The 18195-nt window shown below is 32.1% G+C and carries 17 protein-coding genes and 1 pseudogene; 13 read left to right on the forward strand and 5 right to left on the reverse strand.

Annotated features, from left to right (window positions below):
• From V5787_RS04085 to V5787_RS04095, 3 genes and pseudogenes are all read right to left on the reverse strand, one after another.
• Window positions 1-367, reverse strand: a pseudogene (locus V5787_RS04085) (class I SAM-dependent methyltransferase); the annotation flags it as partial.
• Between the two features lie 187 nt (window positions 368-554).
• Window positions 555-1034 carry a methylated-DNA--[protein]-cysteine S-methyltransferase gene (locus tag V5787_RS04090; protein WP_336891997.1) on the reverse strand — a complete coding sequence of 160 codons (480 nt, stop codon included), beginning with the start codon at window positions 1032-1034 and terminating at the stop codon, window positions 555-557.
• A 30-nt stretch (window positions 1035-1064) separates the two neighbouring features.
• Window positions 1065-1832 (reverse strand): TatD family hydrolase, encoded by a 768-nt coding sequence (locus tag V5787_RS04095; RefSeq protein WP_336891998.1) that lies wholly within the window; start codon window positions 1830-1832, stop codon window positions 1065-1067.
• Between the two features lie 113 nt (window positions 1833-1945).
• Between V5787_RS04095 and V5787_RS04100 the strand changes: the two genes are divergently transcribed.
• Window positions 1946-2383, forward strand: a complete 438-nt coding sequence (locus V5787_RS04100) for a retropepsin-like aspartic protease (RefSeq protein ID WP_336891999.1) — start codon at window positions 1946-1948, stop codon at window positions 2381-2383.
• A 33-nt stretch (window positions 2384-2416) separates the two neighbouring features.
• Here the strand turns inward: V5787_RS04100 and V5787_RS04105 are convergent, their stop codons facing one another.
• Complete coding sequence (locus V5787_RS04105) at window positions 2417-3691, reverse strand: voltage-gated chloride channel family protein (RefSeq protein ID WP_336892000.1); 1275 nt, start codon at window positions 3689-3691, stop codon at window positions 2417-2419.
• A 253-nt stretch (window positions 3692-3944) separates the two neighbouring features.
• Between V5787_RS04105 and V5787_RS04110 the strand changes: the two genes are divergently transcribed.
• The 4 genes from V5787_RS04110 to V5787_RS04125 all read left to right on the forward strand — a co-directional run bounded on the left by V5787_RS04110 (window position 3945) and on the right by V5787_RS04125 (window position 9586).
• Window positions 3945-4820: a ChaN family lipoprotein gene (locus V5787_RS04110; protein WP_336892001.1), complete on the forward strand. Its 876-nt coding sequence runs from the start codon at window positions 3945-3947 to the stop codon at window positions 4818-4820.
• Window positions 4821-5115: 295 nt separating this feature from the next.
• Complete coding sequence (gene ileS, locus V5787_RS04115; RefSeq protein WP_336892002.1) at window positions 5116-8523, forward strand: isoleucine--tRNA ligase; 3408 nt, start codon at window positions 5116-5118, stop codon at window positions 8521-8523.
• Window positions 8524-8528: 5 nt separating this feature from the next.
• Window positions 8529-8912, forward strand: a complete 384-nt coding sequence (locus V5787_RS04120; protein ID WP_336892003.1) for a TraR/DksA C4-type zinc finger protein — start codon at window positions 8529-8531, stop codon at window positions 8910-8912.
• Between the two features lie 80 nt (window positions 8913-8992).
• The gene (locus V5787_RS04125; protein WP_336892004.1) at window positions 8993-9586 is read left to right on the forward strand and encodes a lipoprotein signal peptidase; all 594 of its coding nucleotides are present in this window, start codon (window positions 8993-8995) and stop codon (window positions 9584-9586) included.
• 100 nt (window positions 9587-9686) lie between these two features.
• On the opposite strand, the gene V5787_RS04130 is transcribed toward V5787_RS04125, so the two are convergent.
• Window positions 9687-10718: a glycosyltransferase family 9 protein gene (locus tag V5787_RS04130; protein WP_336892005.1), complete on the reverse strand. Its 1032-nt coding sequence runs from the start codon at window positions 10716-10718 to the stop codon at window positions 9687-9689.
• Between the two features lie 109 nt (window positions 10719-10827).
• Here V5787_RS04130 and V5787_RS04135 point away from each other — a divergent pair, with 109 nt between their 5' ends.
• From V5787_RS04135 to V5787_RS04170, 8 genes are all read left to right on the forward strand, one after another.
• Window positions 10828-11727 (forward strand): DMT family transporter, encoded by a 900-nt coding sequence (locus tag V5787_RS04135; RefSeq protein ID WP_336892006.1) that lies wholly within the window; start codon window positions 10828-10830, stop codon window positions 11725-11727.
• Window positions 11728-11819: 92 nt separating this feature from the next.
• Entirely contained in the window at window positions 11820-12677 is an 858-nt protein-coding gene (locus V5787_RS04140) for a DUF1732 domain-containing protein (protein ID WP_336892007.1), read from the forward strand.
• Window positions 12678-12703: 26 nt separating this feature from the next.
• Window positions 12704-13276 (forward strand): guanylate kinase, encoded by a 573-nt coding sequence (gene gmk, locus V5787_RS04145; RefSeq protein ID WP_336892008.1) that lies wholly within the window; start codon window positions 12704-12706, stop codon window positions 13274-13276.
• 6 nt (window positions 13277-13282) lie between these two features.
• Window positions 13283-13858 carry a nicotinate (nicotinamide) nucleotide adenylyltransferase gene (gene nadD, locus V5787_RS04150; RefSeq protein WP_336892009.1) on the forward strand — a complete coding sequence of 192 codons (576 nt, stop codon included), beginning with the start codon at window positions 13283-13285 and terminating at the stop codon, window positions 13856-13858.
• Window positions 13859-13899: 41 nt separating this feature from the next.
• On the forward strand, window positions 13900-15351 hold the full coding sequence (locus V5787_RS04155; protein ID WP_336892010.1) for a peptidoglycan DD-metalloendopeptidase family protein: 1452 nt from the start codon (window positions 13900-13902) through the stop codon (window positions 15349-15351).
• Entirely contained in the window at window positions 15352-16842 is a 1491-nt protein-coding gene (locus tag V5787_RS04160) for a GH3 auxin-responsive promoter family protein (RefSeq protein ID WP_336892011.1), read from the forward strand.
• Window positions 16843-16850: 8 nt separating this feature from the next.
• Window positions 16851-17396, forward strand: a complete 546-nt coding sequence (locus V5787_RS04165) for an MOSC domain-containing protein (protein WP_336892012.1) — start codon at window positions 16851-16853, stop codon at window positions 17394-17396.
• Between the two features lie 18 nt (window positions 17397-17414).
• Window positions 17415-17834: an OsmC family protein gene (locus V5787_RS04170; protein WP_336892013.1), complete on the forward strand. Its 420-nt coding sequence runs from the start codon at window positions 17415-17417 to the stop codon at window positions 17832-17834.
• Window positions 17835-18195 lie beyond the last annotated feature (361 nt).

The raw sequence follows: 18195 nt of genomic DNA on the forward strand, positions 1-18195 counted from the left end.
TTTTTAATTTGTCAAAATAATCTTTGCCATATACCCGTACATGGTCGTATTGTCCAAAATGTTTTTTTCGTTCCTCCGGTGACGTAATTGATAAATCTTCGTAAGTAGTATCTCTATCCAATTCTTGAGGAATTTGAAAAACACCAATTCCACCAGGTTTTAAAATACGGTAGAGTTCTTGCATTGCTTTTTTATCATTTTTGATATGCTCTAGTACATGATTGCAGAAGATCACGTCATAGCTGTTGTCTTTAAAGGGTAAATCACAAATATCTGCTTTTATATCTGCCAATGGAGAATATAGGTCTGTGGTAAGATAATCAAGGTTTTTTTACTTTTTGAAAAGTTTGTAAAAACATTGTTCAGGTGTAGTTTAGCCCCCAATAATTTCGGAGTGTTCTTTTCAATTTCAAACTAAACAAGATAAAACATGAAAGTAGTTTTTTTAATAAAACCCGAATTTGCATTTAAAATTTTTAATGGCTCAAAAAAATTTGAGTTTAGGAAGTCAATTTTTGAAAAATATATAAAAAGTGTATAATCTTAAAGAAAAATTAAAATAAGGATTGCTGTTTGCATTTACTTTCATGATTTAAAAGCCATTCTTTTCTCCATAATCCCCAAGCATAACCTGTTAAAGAGCCATCTGAACCAATGATTCTATGACAGGGGATTAAGATAGCTAGTAAATTTTTACCGTTTGCATTTGCAACGGCTCTAATAGCTTTTGGTTTGTTTAAAATAGTACTCTGTTCTGAATAATTCATTGTTTTACCGAAAGATATGGCTTGTAAACTTTTCCAGGATCTTCTTTGAAAATCGGTTCCTTGAGGATTTAATTTTACAGTGAATTCAGTTCTAGTACCCTTAAAATATTCTTCTAACTGAGTAACACAGTCTTGTAAGACTACAGGAATAATTTTTGTTGGTGGTGTTTTTTTATCTGTAAATGTGATGGATCTAATTCCATCTATATCTCCATTAATTTTTGCAATACCGATTGGAGTTGTTACAGTTATTTTTTCTAGTTTCATCTTTTCAAATTTTTATAAACCCTTTCTTTTTTAAATACCAAAAACATCTTTTGAATTTTGAGTCGTAATCTCAGCAATTTCTTCTGGAGTAATCCCGTAAATATCAACCAATTTATCAATTATTTGAGTTAGATAGCTGCTTTCGTTTCTTTTTCCTCGGTAGGGAGTTGGAGCTAGGTAAGGAGCATCTGTTTCGAGTACAATTTCAGAAAGTTGAATCTCATTCAGGAATTTATTGATTTTTCCATTTTTAAAAGTGACAACCCCACCAATCCCTAATTTCATATTTAAGGATACTGCTTGCTTTGCCTGTTCAAGGTTTCCTGTAAAGCAATGGAAAATCCCAAAAAGATCTTCTGCTTTTTCTTCTTCTAGAATTTCAAAAATTTCGTCAAAGGCATTTCTACAATGAATGTTAATAGGCATGTTTTTTTCTTTCGCCCATTGAATTTGGGTTCTAAAAGCATGCTTCTGTTGCTTTAGGTAAGTTTTATCCCAGTACAAGTCGATCCCAATTTCTCCAATTGCATAAAACTTCCGTTTTTCAATCCATTCTTTAACAAGAGCTAATTCATCTTCTACATTTTCTTTTACATGAGTAGGGTGTAATCCCATCATTAAAAAAATGTTTTCAGAAAATTCAGCTTCTAACTCCAACATAGATTGGGTATAGCTACTGTCAATAGCAGGAATAAAAAAACGACTGACACCACTATCAATGGCACGTTGAATTACTTCAGGTCTATCATCATCAAATTGATCGCTATATAAATGTGTGTGTGTATCTGTAATTATCATTTTTTAAGGAGAATATTTTTTATTGAGTAGTGAATTTCGTTAGAATAAAATTTACTTAACCTTTATTCTATAATATCAATGCTCATTAATATCTTTGGCAAAAATACTCTAAAATGTCAAATCTAAAAAAAACCTTATTGAAAAAAGGATACAATCAGATTCCAATAAAAATTACGAAAACAAACCATATGGTTGTAAAGGTAAAATTGAACGGAGTTAAAGGTAGGTTTATATTGGATACTGGAGCATCCAACTCTTGTGTGGGTTTTGATGATGTAGAGCTCTTTAGTCTTAAAACAAGTGACTCTAAGGTAAAGGCTGCAGGTGCAGGAGCTTTAGGAATGAAGACTTTAAAATCTATGAGAAACAAATTGAAAATGGCAGGATGGAAAACAAATAAATGTGATTTGGTTGTTTTTGATATGTCACATGTAAATCAGGCGCTAATTAAACACAATGCAAAGCCAATCAACGGAATCCTAGGAGCCGATATTTTGATCAATACAAAAGCCGTGATCGATTATAAAAAGAAATGTTTTTATTTGAAGTAAGAGGTCGTTTTGATATTTGAAAAGTCAAAACAATTAAACCTCTTTTAATAATTTCCCCTTTTGGTGTGCTAAATGTTGACTTTTAGTACTTCCAATAATTTGAGAAGAATAGATTCCAGAATGACCAGAAAATAGATAAGCAACAATACAGGCAATTCCGATAAATACACCTGATTCTATCCCAAACAATTCAATACCCATCATAGTACAGGCAATAGGAGTATTGGTAGCTCCAGAAAACACAGCTACAAATCCCATTCCTGCCAGTAAAGCCATGGGTAATGGTAAGAACAATGCTAAAGCATTTCCTAAGGTAGCGCCAATAAAAAATAAAGGAGTTACTTCTCCTCCTTTAAATCCAACAGCTATGGTAAAAGTGGTAAGTAGTATTTTTACAGCAAAATCATAAAAAGGCAAAGGGTTTACAAAGGATTCTTCTATGGTAGGAACACCCAAACCTATGTATTTGGTAGTTCCCATGATGAACACCGTTAAGGCTATAAATATACCTCCAATAAATGGACGTAAGGGTGGATATTTTATTTTGTTTGCAAAACCCTGAAAAAAAGGAATTCCCTTAGAGAATACTCTTCCAGCGAGACCAAAGAAAACACCACTTAATATGGCTACCAAAAAAGTAATGCTATCCATTTCAGGTACTAGGTCAATTATATAATGTGAGTGGTGTACACCCCAGGCCAAACAAACATAATCTGCAACTACGGCAGCAAGAAAACTAGGAACGATAGCTTCATAACGCATTCTACCAACGATAAGAACCTCTAAAGCAAAGATAGCTCCTGCCAATGGTGTTCCGAAAACAGAGGCAAAACCAGCTGAGACTCCTATTACTATAACAATCTTCCGATTCTCATTACTAAATTTAAAGATTTTAGAGATTTGATCTACTAAAGCTCCACCCATTTGGATGGCGGTTCCCTCTCGCCCTGCAGATCCGCCAAAAAGATGTGTAAGTATGGTTCCTATATATACTAACGGAGCCATTTTTAATGGGATAATATCCTTTGGGCTATGAATTTCATCAATCAGTAAATTATTGCCTTTTACAACGCTTTTTCCCCAATAGTGATACATCAATCCGATTAGCAAACCTGCAATAGGTAAAAAAGCAATAATCCATTTATTGGTTTCTCTCAAGTCTGTAACATAATACAAAGATTCAAGTAATAATGCTGATGCCGAACCTACAAAAACACCTGAGATGATTGCTATCAACAACCATTTGAAAAGATGTTCTGAAATTTTAAGATAATTAGTAAAGAGTGAATTTTTTTGAAAGAATTCCATAGGTTCTGTTTGCAACTAAAGTGCTAATATAGCGATTATCAATTTGTTTAATAGCTCTAGTCTTAAAATAGACTGGGCAGAATCAAACTTTTAAGTTAGTGTTTTTGCTGGGTTGGGGAGAAAAAAGTAGCAGATGGTGAAACTTATTATTCTTGTGTTGATATTGAATTGGTGTGTGGTATCAATAGTAAAAAGATTTTTCGTTAATTTGACGAGACAAAACATTTACTTCAAAAAATTAAATTATATATAAATGAAAAAATTACTTTTAATTCTGACATCAATACTAATGGGCTCTAATATTTTATTTGCTCAAGATAAACCCGCATATAAACTTTATAATAAAAAGGGAAGGGAGGTTAAATTCAGAAAAATGGTAAAGGATTTAGCTGATAGTGATATGATTTTTTTCGGAGAATATCATACCAACCCTATTTCTCACTGGTTGCAGATAGAATTAACAGAAGCGCTTTACGAAGTTAAAGGAGAAAAGCTTTTCCTAGGAGCAGAGATGTTCGAAAATGGAAATCAATTGGTTTTAGATGAATATTTAGCGGGTTTTTATCCTGAGAATAAAATGTTAGTAGAAATAACTCAACTATGGCAAAACTATCAAACAGATTATAAACCGTTAGTGGAGTTTGCTAAAGAGAATAAACTTCGTTTTATTGCTTCAAATATTCCTCGTCGTTATGCCTCTATGATTTATAAAGAAGGTATGGGAGCGTTTGATAAGTTGAGTCATGAAGCTAAAGCAATGATAGGACCAGTACAGGAGTTTTACGACGCAAGCGTGTATGAAGACATGAAAGACAAGATGGGCGGACATATTCCATCAACTATGGATAATATTCAAATGGCACAAGCGTCAAAAGATGCTACAATGGCAATGTTTTCTGTAAATAATTTTAATGAAGGAGATATCTATTTACACTTTGAAGGAGCGTATCACTCCAATAATTATAGAGGAATTGTATGGTGGGTAAACAAAATTAAGCCCGGTTTAAGTATCAAAACCATTACAACTCTAACAATGTCGGAGTGGGAAGAAAAAACTAAAGAAGAAAGAAAAAGTATAGCAAACTACATTATTGTTGTCGCTGATAATATGACTAAAACTAGTAGATAAATTATTTATTAGAATGTGGAAATGACATTGTTTTTTCTAGACCTTAAACTAAGTGGTAAGAGTCCTTTACAATCTGATTTTAGCTATTTTGATACAATAAAAGAAACTATTCGATTGTTTCGGAAAGCGAAATATCAACTCCAAAATAGAATTCAAAAATCTTTATTAAATTCATCTATCTACTTCTGTAAGTCTTCATTTTTAGCTTTTTAGCTAATGTTTTCTTAACGCAAAAATGCTGGTTAATTCTCACAGAAAATATGTATTTTCGCAATTCAATTGAATTCAAGGAATAATGAGTGCTAAATTTAGAGAATACAAAGGATTAAGTTTAACAAATGTAGCTGATGAGATACTAATATTTTGGAAAGAAAATGATGTTTTCCAAAAGAGTATTAGCAGTAGAGAAGGTAAAAAACCTTTTGTGTTTTTTGAAGGACCACCCTCTGCAAACGGTTTACCTGGTATTCATCACGTAATTGGCCGTACTATTAAAGATATTTTTCCTAGATATAAAACCATGAAAGGATTTAAAGTTGAGCGTAAAGCTGGCTGGGATACACATGGTTTACCGGTTGAATTAGGAGTTGAAAAAGAACTGGGAATTACCAAAGAGGATATTGGAACAAAAATTTCTATTAAAGAATACAATGATGCTTGTAGAAAAGCAGTCATGAAATATACAGATGTTTGGAATAACCTAACAGAAAGAATTGGGTACTGGGTAGACATGGAAGATCCATATGTTACTTATAAACCAAAATACATGGAAAGTGTGTGGTGGTTGCTGTCTCAGTTGTACAAAAAAAACTTGATGTACAAGGGATATACGATTCAGCCTTACTCACCTAAAGCAGGTACTGGTTTGAGTTCACACGAAATCAATCAGCCTGGTGCATATCAAGACATTACAGATACAACCATAGTTGCACAGTTTAAAGCTGTAAAAAACACATTGCCAGAAAGTTTACAAAAGATAAACGGAGATGTTCATTTTTTAGCATGGACAACAACTCCTTGGACTTTACCGTCTAATACTGCATTAACAGTAGGAGCAAAGATTGATTATGTGGCTGTAAAGTCTTTTAATCAATATACATTTGATCCTATAACAGTTATTTTAGCAAAAGCATTAGTAGGAAAACAATTTGGGAAAAAATTTACGGCAGTTGAAAACGAAACAGATTTAGCAAATTATAACAATGGAGATAAGAAAATTCCTTTTATCATAGTTGATGAATGCAAAGGATTGGACTTAGTTGGTTCTAAATTTGAACAATTGTTACCCTATGCCTTGCCATATGAAAACCCTGAAAATGCATTTAGAGTTATTTCTGGAGATTTTGTGACTACCGAAGATGGAACAGGAATTGTACATACAGCACCTACTTTTGGTGCGGATGACGCTTTGGTTGCAAAACAAGCAGTTCCAGAAGTACCGCCAATGTTGGTATTGGACGAAAATGACAATCCAATTCCTTTGGTAAACTTACAAGGTAAATTTACTTCACATGTAGGCCCTTATGCAGGAAAATATGTTAAGAACGAATATTATAACGATGGAAAAGCTCCTGAGAGATCTGTAGATGTTGAAATTGCGATTCAATTAAAAGAAGAAAACAAAGCATTTAATGTAGAAAAATACAAGCATAGTTATCCACATTGCTGGAGAACGGATAAGCCAATTTTGTATTACCCATTAGATTCTTGGTTTGTAAAAGTGACTGAGAAAAGAGATCAGATGTTTGACCTAAACGAAACCATCAACTGGAAGCCAAAATCTACAGGAGAAGGGCGTTTTGGAAATTGGTTGAAAAATGCAAACGACTGGAATTTATCTCGTTCTCGCTACTGGGGAGTTCCGTTGCCTATTTGGAGAACAGAAGATGGAACTGAAGAAATTTTAATAGGTTCTGTTGAAGAGTTAAAAGCCGAAATCCAAAAAGCTGTTACAGCTGGAGTTGAGTCTGAAGATATATTTGCTAATTTTATTGTTGGGGATATGTCTGAGGAAAATTATGATAAAATTGACTTACATAAAAACATAGTAGATCAGATTACCTTGGTGTCTCCTTCGGGAAAGCCAATGAAGCGTGAAGCTGATTTAATTGACGTTTGGTTTGATTCAGGAGCTATGCCCTATGCACAATGGCATTATCCTTTTGAAAACAAAGAATTAATTGACAACAATAAATTTTTTCCAGCAGATTTTATCGCTGAAGGAGTAGATCAAACTCGTGGATGGTTCTATACCTTGCATGCGATCAGTTCAATGGTATTTGATTCGGTTGCGTATAAAAACGTAGTTTCAAACGGACTGGTGTTGGATAAACATGGTAAAAAAATGTCGAAGCGTTTGGGCAATGGAGTAGATCCATTTGTTACGATGGATAAATTTGGTCCAGATGCTACAAGGTGGTATATGATTGCAAATGCAAATCCTTGGGATAACTTAAAATTTGATATGGATGGTATAGATGAAGTTCGAAGAAAATTCTTTGGAACTTTATACAATACCTATTCTTTCTTTTCTCTATATGCAAATCTAGATAATTTTAGTTATTCGGAAGCAGATATAGAAATTTCTGATAGACCAGAAATTGATAGGTGGGTGCTTTCTGAATTGAATACATTGGTAAAAAATGTAGATAAATTTTACGATAATTATGAACCTACAAAAGCGGCAAGAGCAATTCAAGAATTTGTAACTGAAAATTTAAGTAACTGGTATGTTCGTTTGTGTAGAAGACGCTTTTGGAAAGGGGAATACGAACAGGATAAAATTTCAGCATATCAAACCTTATATACTTGTATGATTACAGTTGCAAAACTGAGTGCTCCCATTGCTCCTTTCTTTATGGATAATTTGTATAAAGACTTGACAAATGCAGTTGATGGTAATGCAGTTGAATCTGTCCATTTAGAAGAGTTTCCTGTAGTAAACGAAGCTTGTATTGATACCTCTTTAGAACGAAAAATGAAAAAAGCACAGCAAATTTCTTCTATGGTATTGTCGTTGCGTAAAAAGGAAATGATTAAAGTAAGACAGCCTTTACAAAAAGTAATGATTCCTATCTTAGACGAAAGAGATCGTGAAGATATTTTAGCAATTCAAGATTTGATTATCTCTGAAGTAAACGTTAAAGAAATTGAATTGATTGATGATGCTTCTGGAATTCTGGTGAAAAACATCAAACCAAACTTTAAAGTTTTGGGACCAAAATACGGAAAAGAGATGCGATCTGTAGGAGAAGCGGTTAAAAAACTCACACAGGAAGATATCACAACTATTGAAAAAGAAGGTAAAATTTCTTTAGAGATAAATGGAAATTTTGTAGATTTAACATTTGATGAAGTTGAGATTTCTTCTCAGGATATAGAAGGCTGGTTGGTCGCAAATCAAGGAGGTTTAACTGTTGCTTTGGATGTTACTATAAACGATCAGCTGAGGAAAGAAGGAGTTGCACGAGAATTAATTAACCGTATTCAGAATCTTCGTAAGGATTCTGGTTTTGAAGTTACCGATAAAATACAATTGAAAATCGAATACAATGCTGTTTTAAAAGAAGCGGTATTAGAAAACGAGGATTACATAAAAAGAGAAACGTTAACTAGCTCATTAGAGTTTGCTGCATTGATTTCTGAAGGAGTAGAAATAGAGTTCGATGATATAAAAAGTAAACTTCTGATTAGTAAAAATTAATAACTATGAAAGAAAATGTAAGAGCACAATTTTGTGAGGATGATTTAAATGAATTTAAAGAAATTATTTTTAAAAAAATTGCAAGAGCACAGGAGGATTTAGATATCCTGAATGATGCATACAAAAATGACAGTAACAACGGAACAGAGGATACCTCGCCAACTTTTAAAGCCTTTGAAGAAGGTGCTGAGACCGTGGCAAAAGAGGCAAATGTTCAATTAGCTATTCGTCAAGAGAAGTTTATTCGTGACTTGAATAATGCGTTGTTGCGCATTGAAAACAAAACATACGGGGTTTGTAGAGTTACAGGAAAATTAATCCAGAAAGAGCGTCTGAGGTTGGTTCCTCACGCAACATTAAGTATGGAAGCGAAAATGAAACAATCGTAATTTTTCGTATATAAAATAGAAGAGACAACTTCTTTATTGCTAAGATAGAAAAGTTGTTTTTATGTAAAATAGTTAGCATTTTGAAGAAAGCAATTTTAATAATTATCGCAGTTTTGACCATTGATCAAATTAGTAAAATTTGGATCAAAACGAATTTTATGTTGGGAGAAGAAATTTATGTTTTCGACTGGTTTAGAATCCATTTTATTGAAAACAATGGTGCCGCTTGGGGCGTTGAACTTGGAGGAGAAATAGGGAAATTAATTTTAACTCTTTTTCGGTTGTGTGCTATTGGAGGAATTGGATATTGGCTATATACTTCAGTTAAGAAAAAGAGACATCAGCTTTTAATAATCTCTATCTCCTTAATTTTTTCTGGGGCGCTAGGGAATATTCTTGATTCTGTTTTTTACGGAGTTATTTTTGACCATTCTTATTATCAAATAGCTACACTTTTTTCACAAGAACCTTATGGTCAAGTTTTTCATGGTAAAGTGGTTGATATGCTTTATTTCCCTATGTGGGAAGGAGTGCTTCCTTCATGGATTCCAAAATTTGGAGGAAATAATTTTACTTTTTTTAATGCAATTTTTAATATCGCCGATTCTGCCATTTCTATAGGAGTTGCTATTTTAATTATTTTCGGAAACAAAATACTTCCTAAAGAGTCTTAACCTATAAGGTTATGATTTTATATCCATATTATTCAGAACATATTAATTCTGTAAACTACACAGTATATGTTCAAGCTATAGCGAATTTATAGAGTTCTGTTTAAAAAATAATCTCAAGTATTTTATCAGAAATAACATTTGGATGAATCGTTCTCATCGCATCCTCATATCCCACTAATATTTTGTTTCCATAAACCGTATAAGGGATATGAGGATATTTTTTTAAGTCAGGAATAAATGAGTTTGATGCAGATTGGTTAAAAGGAGCAAAACCCGCATATGGATGTGTACCTCCCCATAAAGTTATCGTTGGGATTCCATAAAGCGCAGAGAAATGACCGTTGCCAGAATCCATGCTCAACATACAATCTAAGTTTGAGATAAGTAATAATTCTTCTTTCAATTTTATTTTACCTGCAATACAAATAACAGTATCAAATTTTTCTGAAAATACTGTTAGTTGTTCTATTTCCTTTTGCCCTCCACCAAATAATAAAATCGAGGTATTGGAATTTTGAGAGATTTGTTGAATCACCTTTTCCATTAAATCCATAGGATATTCTTTACTCTTGTGTTGCGCAAAGGGAGCAATACCAATAAGTTTTTTTTTGGTATGGTTTAGTGTTTTGTGTAAATTATCGTTTAATGGATTTGGTTTAGAGAATGTTATTTTTGATAAATCTACAGTATAACCGAGTTTTCTAAATACATCGGCATAACGTTCGTGAGTTGTTTTTAATTGTGTAAATACTTTATTTTCTATGGAGGTCAATGCTTTTTTTTTAGCCCTTCCTTTGTCTAATGTTGCTGTTTTTGTTCCTGTGAAAAAGAGACTTAAAATTCTTGACCTCATTACGTTATGAAGATCAGCAATTTTGTCTATTTTTCGTATTTTTAATTCTTTGTAAAGCTTAAATACTCCAAAAAAACCCTTGTGTTTTCCTTTTGTGTCCGCAGTATGAAAATCTATATTTGGAATATCCTCAAAAAGTGGTTTTAAAAATGCTCTTGATAACATGGTTATTTTTACATTCGGATTTTGATCTAAAAATGCTTTGATAACAACCGCTGTCATCGCAACATCTCCCATTGCTGAAAGACGGATGACTAAAATGTTTTTTTTATTTTCCATTTGTATGATTTTCATCGGTAAATGTACGTTTTTTAGAAACAAACTAATTTGTCATTCCATTAGTACAAACAAAAAAAATAGGCATCTTTGTATTATAAAAAAGTAAAAAATGAACGTACGATTACTCGCTTTGTTAGCGGCTTTTTCAACAGCTGTTATTTATGGTGCATCCTATACGATAGCAAAAGATTTGATGCCTGTTTTTATCAAACCTCATGCGCTCATATTTTTTAGAGTAATTGGTACTGCAATTTTATTTTGGTTAGTTAGTTTTTTTATTAAACGCGAAAAAATTGAACGTCGTGATTACGGAAGAATTGTTATTTGTGCCTTACTGGGAACCAGTGTAAATATGTTGTTTTTTTACAAAGGATTAAATACGGCACTTCCAATTATAGCTTCTGCAATTGGCGTGGCTACACCTTTGATGGTGTTTGTGTTTTCTTTGATTTTTTTAAAAGAAAAAATAGTGAAAACCAGAATTTTGGGATTGATTATTGGGTTGATTGGTGCTTTTGTATTGATTACTTATAAGCAAGATTTAGAAGGCGATTCTGGGGCTATAATAGGTAATTTTTACGTTTTTTTAAATGCTTCATTTTATGGGTTATATTTAGTTATTGTAAAAACGTTACTCGTAAAGTACAACCCTATTCATCTAGTTAAATGGATGTATACTTTGAGTATTTTTATAGTATTGCCGTTTTCTTATAAAGAAATACTGCTTGTAGACTGGATAGCTATGCCAAGACCAATTTATTTTGAATTATTGTTTATCATAGTTTTTACCACGTTTATCAACTATTTATTTAATTTATTTGCCTTGACAAAACTGAAACCAACTACGGTTAGTGTATTTGTGTATTTGCATCCAGTTTTTGCTTCTGCCTATGCCCTTTTAGTAGGAAGTGATTCGCTGTCAGTAGTTAAAGTTTCAATAACCTTGATTATTTTTATAGGGGTGTATTTGGTAACAAAGCCTGTGAAAACAACTACTGTAGTTAAGTGATGTTCTCAGGTTTACTAAAGAATTACTTATTTTAACTTAAGGGAGAATCTAGTTTAAAAACAGTAAATTTGCCTAATTTTTAGATTCAATCAATGATACAATCCATGACTGGTTATGGGAAAGCAGTGTTGCAATTACCTACCAAAAAAATTACAATAGAAGTAAAATCTCTTAACAGTAAAAACTTAGACTTAAATACAAGAATGCCCTCATATTATAGAGAGAAGGAATTGGGTATTAGAAAGCTGTTAGCATCTAGTTTGGTGAGAGGGAAAGTAGATTTTTCTATTTATGTTGAGATAACGGGAGAAGAGACTCAAACTGTTATAAATCAGCAAGTCATTGGAGGGTATATAAAAGAGTTAAAGGAACTTTCTGAAGGTGATGAAATTCATTTTTTGGAAATAGCTATGCGATTACCAGATGCTTTACAAACTATTCGTGAAGAAATTGACGAATCAGAATGGGAGAAAATTAGTATTGGAATAGATACGGCAATTCAAGAAATTGTTCAATATAGAAAAGACGAAGCACATTCTTTAGAAGCCGATTTTAGAGAGCGTATTCAAAATATTCAAGGATTCCTTGTTGAAATTGAAAAATTAGATAAAGAAAGATTGAATCATGTAAAAGATCGTTTGAGAAAGGCGATTGATGAATTAAAAATTACGATTGACGAAAATCGATTTGAACAAGAATTGATTTATTATCTTGAAAAATTAGATATCAATGAGGAAAAAGTTCGTTTAGCAAATCACTTGGATTATTTCTTAGAAGAGTTGAATAATGAAAAATCAGATGGTAAAAAATTAGGTTTTATTGTTCAAGAAATTGGTAGAGAAATAAATACAACAGGTTCTAAATCTAATTATGCTACGATGCAACAAGTGGTGGTGCAGATGAAGAACGAATTAGAAAAAATAAAAGAACAAGTCTTGAATATTTTATAATTCAAAGACTTTTAAGATTGTATATCATGGCAAAAGGAAAATTAATTGTTTTTTCAGCTCCTTCGGGCTCCGGAAAAACTACAATTGTTAGGTATTTGTTAAGTGAAGAAGCATTGGATTTAGAATTTTCTATCTCCGCCACTTCAAGACAAGCAAGAGGAAAAGAAGAACATGGAAAAGATTATTATTTTTTAAGTCTAGAGGATTTCAAAACAAAGGCTGATGGAGATGCTTTTTTAGAATGGGAAGAGGTATATACCAACAACTTTTATGGAACTTTAAAATCTGAGTTGGAGCGTATATGGAGCATCGGAAAACACGTTGTTTTCGATATTGATGTAATAGGAGGCTTAAATATAAAAAAACAATTTCCAGAGGAAACTCTGGCTATTTTTGTACAACCTCCTTCTATTAAAGAAATGGAAAAACGTTTGAGAATACGACAGACAGATAGTGAAGATAAAATTATTGAGCGTGTAGCAAAAGCAGAAGAAGAAATTGGATATGCCAAGAATTTTGATGTGATTTTAATAAATGATGAATTAGAGTTAGCAAAAAAAGAAGCGTTTAATCTTGTGAATAATTTTATTCAAAATTAATTGACTATGAATATAGGACTGTATTTTGGAACCTTTAACCCTATACATGTGGGGCATTTGATTATTGCAAACCACATGGTTGAGAATTCTGATTTGGATGAAGTTTGGATGGTTGTTACCCCCCATAATCCTTTTAAAAAGAAAGCAACGTTGTTAGATAATTATCAACGGTTAGAAATGGTGTATCAGGCTACGGAAGATTATCCAAAGATCAAACCTACAGATATTGAATTTCAATTATCTAAACCTTCTTATACTATTCATACTCTAGCTCATGTGCAAGAGAAATATCCTAATCACCAATTTAGTTTGATTATGGGAGAAGATAATTTACAAAACCTTCACAAGTGGAAAAACCATGAAGAGATTATAAATAATCATAATATTTATGTGTATCCTAGGATTTTTGAAAACAGAAAAGAATTGACTTTCTCTCAAAAATTTATTTATAAAATTTATGCACCTATCGTAGAAATATCTTCAACTCATATTAGAAAATCTATTCTCGAAGGAAAAAACGTAAAACCTCTTATGCCTCTAAAAGTATGGGAGTATGTAGATAAAATGAATTTTTATAAATAACAAATTTTCTATATCATACTTAATTATATTTGTATTATTAAATGAAAAAAAAAAAGAACAAATTAAAATCTAAATTAACGAAGAAGTTTAGGTTGGTGGTGCTAAATGAATCTTCTTTTGAAGAAAGGTTTTCATTTAAATTAACACGTTTAAATGTCTTTGTTTTTGGAAGTATATTTAGTATTTTTTTGATTGTTATTACTCTGTTTCTCATTGCGTTTACTCCATTAAAGGAATATATACCGGGATACTCTTCAAGCAAGTTAAAAAAGCAAGCTAGTTTTTTGTTTTATAAACTTGATTCTTTACAATCCGAAGTAATAACACTTACAAAATTTACTGAAGCTATTCGTCCTATTCTAATTGGAAAAGACACGATAATTGATATTTCTCTTCCTTATAAAAACGTTGAAATTGACGAAATTTTCGCTTTAAAATTCCCGGTTAGAACTGATTCTATTACCTCTTTGATTGCGGAAATTCGCAGTAAAATGGACAGTACTTATAAAGCTTATTATAAAAATGAGATTGATTTGTTGCAGTTAAAATATCAAAGCTCGAAAGTTTCTTTACAAGATTTACAAAAAAATGATTTGAATCAATTGAAGGAGGAATTTGTTTCTACAATTGAAAGACAAGAAGATTCTCTTCAAAAATTGAATTTGAATTTACTTTCTTACCATAGAGAAATTTCAGCATTAAAAAAACAAATAACCTTAAAAGAACTAGAGTCGAAGAACAATATGCAATCGTTATCTATAGAAAAGAAAACAATTATTGCTCTTCAAGATAAAAACACTAAAAACACAAGGAAAGAAATTCGTGAGTTGTTGAAGAAAGAGTATGCGGAAAACGAGATAAATTTAACAACGATGCATCAAAAGGAAGTGATATCCCTGAATGCATCTTTATTTCTTAAAGAGGTAATTATTGATAGTTTAACCTTTCAGGTTTTATCACAAAAAAAAATCGGAGAATTGGCGAATGAAATACCATTTGCAGAAGTTTCTAAGCATTCTGAACAATTAATGATGAGATCTTCTAAAGATTCTATTTTCAGAGAAGCTGTTGAAAGAGAAGATCGTTTTGGTTTGTTTGATTTTGAAACGAGTTATTCTGATGATGTGGTATTTTATGCTCCTGTAAAAGGGATTGTAACAGATGGATATAGTGTAAAAGACAAACATTTTGCTGTGGATATTGCGGTAGCGAAAGGCACAGGGGTAAAAGCTATAGCTAGTGGCACTATCATTTTTGCAGAATGGTCGGTTGAAACAGGTTATGTAGTGATTATAGAACATGCAAATAAATATTTATCTGTTTATAAGCATAATGAAATATTGTATAGAAATCAAGGAGATCTAGTAAAATCAGGTGAAGTGATTTCTATGGCAGGTTCGAGTGGAGAATATAGTACAGGACCGCATTTACATTTTGAAATGTGGTATCAAGGTTATTCTGTTAACCCAATAAATTTTATAAATTTCGAATAAATGAGTATAAAATCAGCATTTGCAATACTATTTGCAAAATTCATCCAGAAAAGTGTATATAAATGGGCTAAGAAGCCTATAGATACACAAGAGAAAGTATTTCAAAATTTAATTTCAGAAGCAAAACATACGGCCTTCGGAAAGGATCATAATTTTGAAAACATCAAAACCTATAAAGATTATAAAGCAAACGTACCTGTTGTAGATTATGAAGGATTACGGCCTTATGTCGATAGAGTTGTAGAAGGTGAAAGAGATGTGTTATGGAAGGGAAAACCTTTATATTTTGCTAAAACCTCTGGGACAACCTCTGGAGCAAAATATATTCCCATTACTAAGGAATCGATGCCTACACATATAGAAGGGGCTCGAAATGCTTTGTTACATTATATTGCGCAAAAGAATGATGCTTCATTTGTAGATGGGAAAATGATATTTTTACAAGGCAGTCCTGTTTTGGAAGATAAAAATGGCGTAAGTCTAGGTAGGTTAAGTGGTATCGCAGCACATTTTGTACCTAAATATTTACAAAAAAACAGATTGCCAAGTTGGAAAACTAACTGTATTGAAGATTGGGATACCAAAGTAAATGCTATTGTTGATGAAACAGTAGATGAAGATATGAGGGTAATCAGCGGGATTCCTTCTTGGGTACAAATGTATTTTGAAAAACTACATGAAAGAACTGGTAAGACTGTATCTGAACTGTTCCCTAATTTTAATTTTTTTATTTATGGAGGAGTAAATTTCGAACCCTATAAAAATAAATTCGAAGCGTTGATTGGAAAAAAGATCGATTATATAGAATTGTATCCAGCCTCGGAGGGTTTTATTGCCTATCAAGATAGTCAAGTTCATAAAGGAATGCTGTTGCAATTGAATAGTGGAATGTTCTATGAGTTTATTCCTGCATCTGAATTTTTTAATGAAAATCCTAGTCGTATTTCAATTGAGGATGTTGAGTTAGGTGTAAACTACGTGCTAATTATTAGTAGTACGGCTGGATTGTGGGGCTATAATATTGGTGACACGATAGAGTTTACAACTTTAGAACCTTATAGGATAAGTGTTACAGGTCGAGTTAAACATTTTATTTCTGCCTTTGGAGAACATGTTATAGGAAAAGAAGTTGAGCAAGCATTAAAAGATGTTCTGGAGGGGACTGAGGTGAATATTAGTGAGTTTACGGTTGCTCCACAAGTGGAGCCAAAAGAAGGTTTACCTTATCACCAATGGTTTATTGAGTTCGAAACTGAGCCTAAAGACTTACAGACGTTTTCTGATGAAATTGATGCTTCGATGCAAGCTCAAAATATATATTATTTAGATTTAATTGAAGGGAAAATCCTAAAACCTTTAGTTATTAGCAAAGTGAAAAAAGGTGGTTTTCATGAGTATATGAAATCTATTGGTAAGTTTGGTGGACAGAATAAAATTCCTCAACTATCAGATAACAGAAAAATTGCAGATGTTTTAGAAAGTTTTGTTTAAATTAAAAAATGAGAATGAAGGTAATTGCGACAAATTTAGGAGAACGTAAACAAGTGAATTGGAAAGGGACAATTTTAGATACGGGAATCTTTAAAAAGCCTGTTGATTTTATTGTATTGGGAAAAGAAGATGTAGAAAAAGATGCTGTCATAGGTAGAAGATATCATGGAGGGCCTGAGAATGCTTTATATACCTATAGTACTGATTATTATCCTTATTGGAAAGAATTATATCCTAATTTAGATTGGTGTTTTGAGATGTTTGGTGAAAATCTATCAATTGAAGGAATGGATGAGACTTCCATTCATGTAGGGTCTTCTTATAAAGTTGGAGAGGAAATTATTGAGGTTACCAAGCCAAGGGAGCCTTGTGTAAAGTTAGGTATGCGCTTTAACAATGCGAAAATGATAAAAAAGTTTTGGCAGAATCATAAAACAGGAATGTATTTTAAGGTTTTACAAATAGGCAAGGTAAAAGCTGGTGATGAGTTGATTTTGATTGAAGAAAAAAAAGAAAATAAAACGATTGCTCAGGTATACGAATCCTTAAAATAAAAAAGAAAATTTGGAGAGATGACACATAATATAAAGTTAAATTGGAAGGGTAAAATGCACTTTGAGTCAGAAGGACCTGGAGGAAAAGTATTGATCGATGGTGTTGAAAAATTTGGAGGAGAAGGGAAGGGTATTCGTCCAAAAGCGATGATGTTATCTGCCTTGGCTGGTTGTGCTGGAATGGACATTTCGTTTTTGTTAAAGAAAATGAGGGCAGAGGTTGCAGGTTTTTCTATTGATGTATCTGGTGAACTAACAGATGTTGATCCTAAGTTTTATAAAAAAGTACATGTGACTTTTAAGTTTTACGGATCAGATTTTGCTACGGTAAAAATTGAAAAGGCCGTTAAATTATCTGTGGAGAAGTATTGTGGAGTTATGGAAATGTTTCGTCAATTTGCTGAAGTAACAGTATCTACAGAATATATAGATCAATAAAACATTTCCGTTTGTTCATCAAAATTGAAATTCAATATTTTTTTACTGAGTTATACGGCAGTTTGTCTAAAAACCTCCGTTTAATTATTTAAATTTACGAAAAAAACGGATTAATCTTGAGGAGTTGTAATTCAGTATGTTTTTTATTTAAAGAGATTAAGACCGTTGCATAATGATCTCTTTGATTTCAATTTTGACTTTTTAATCTAAAATTTATGTTTTAAGACCGTTGCATAATGCTCTTTTCATTTTTAGATTTCAATTTTTACTTTTTAAATCTAAAATTTATATTTTTTTTTCTTATTTTCATTGTTTATGTTAGTTATGGATCTATTTTTTGGTTCATTTTCCTTTAGTTTTT

The sequence above is a fragment of the Flavicella sp. genome (assembly GCF_037132785.1).
Classification (GTDB): domain Bacteria; phylum Bacteroidota; class Bacteroidia; order Flavobacteriales; family Flavobacteriaceae; genus Flavicella.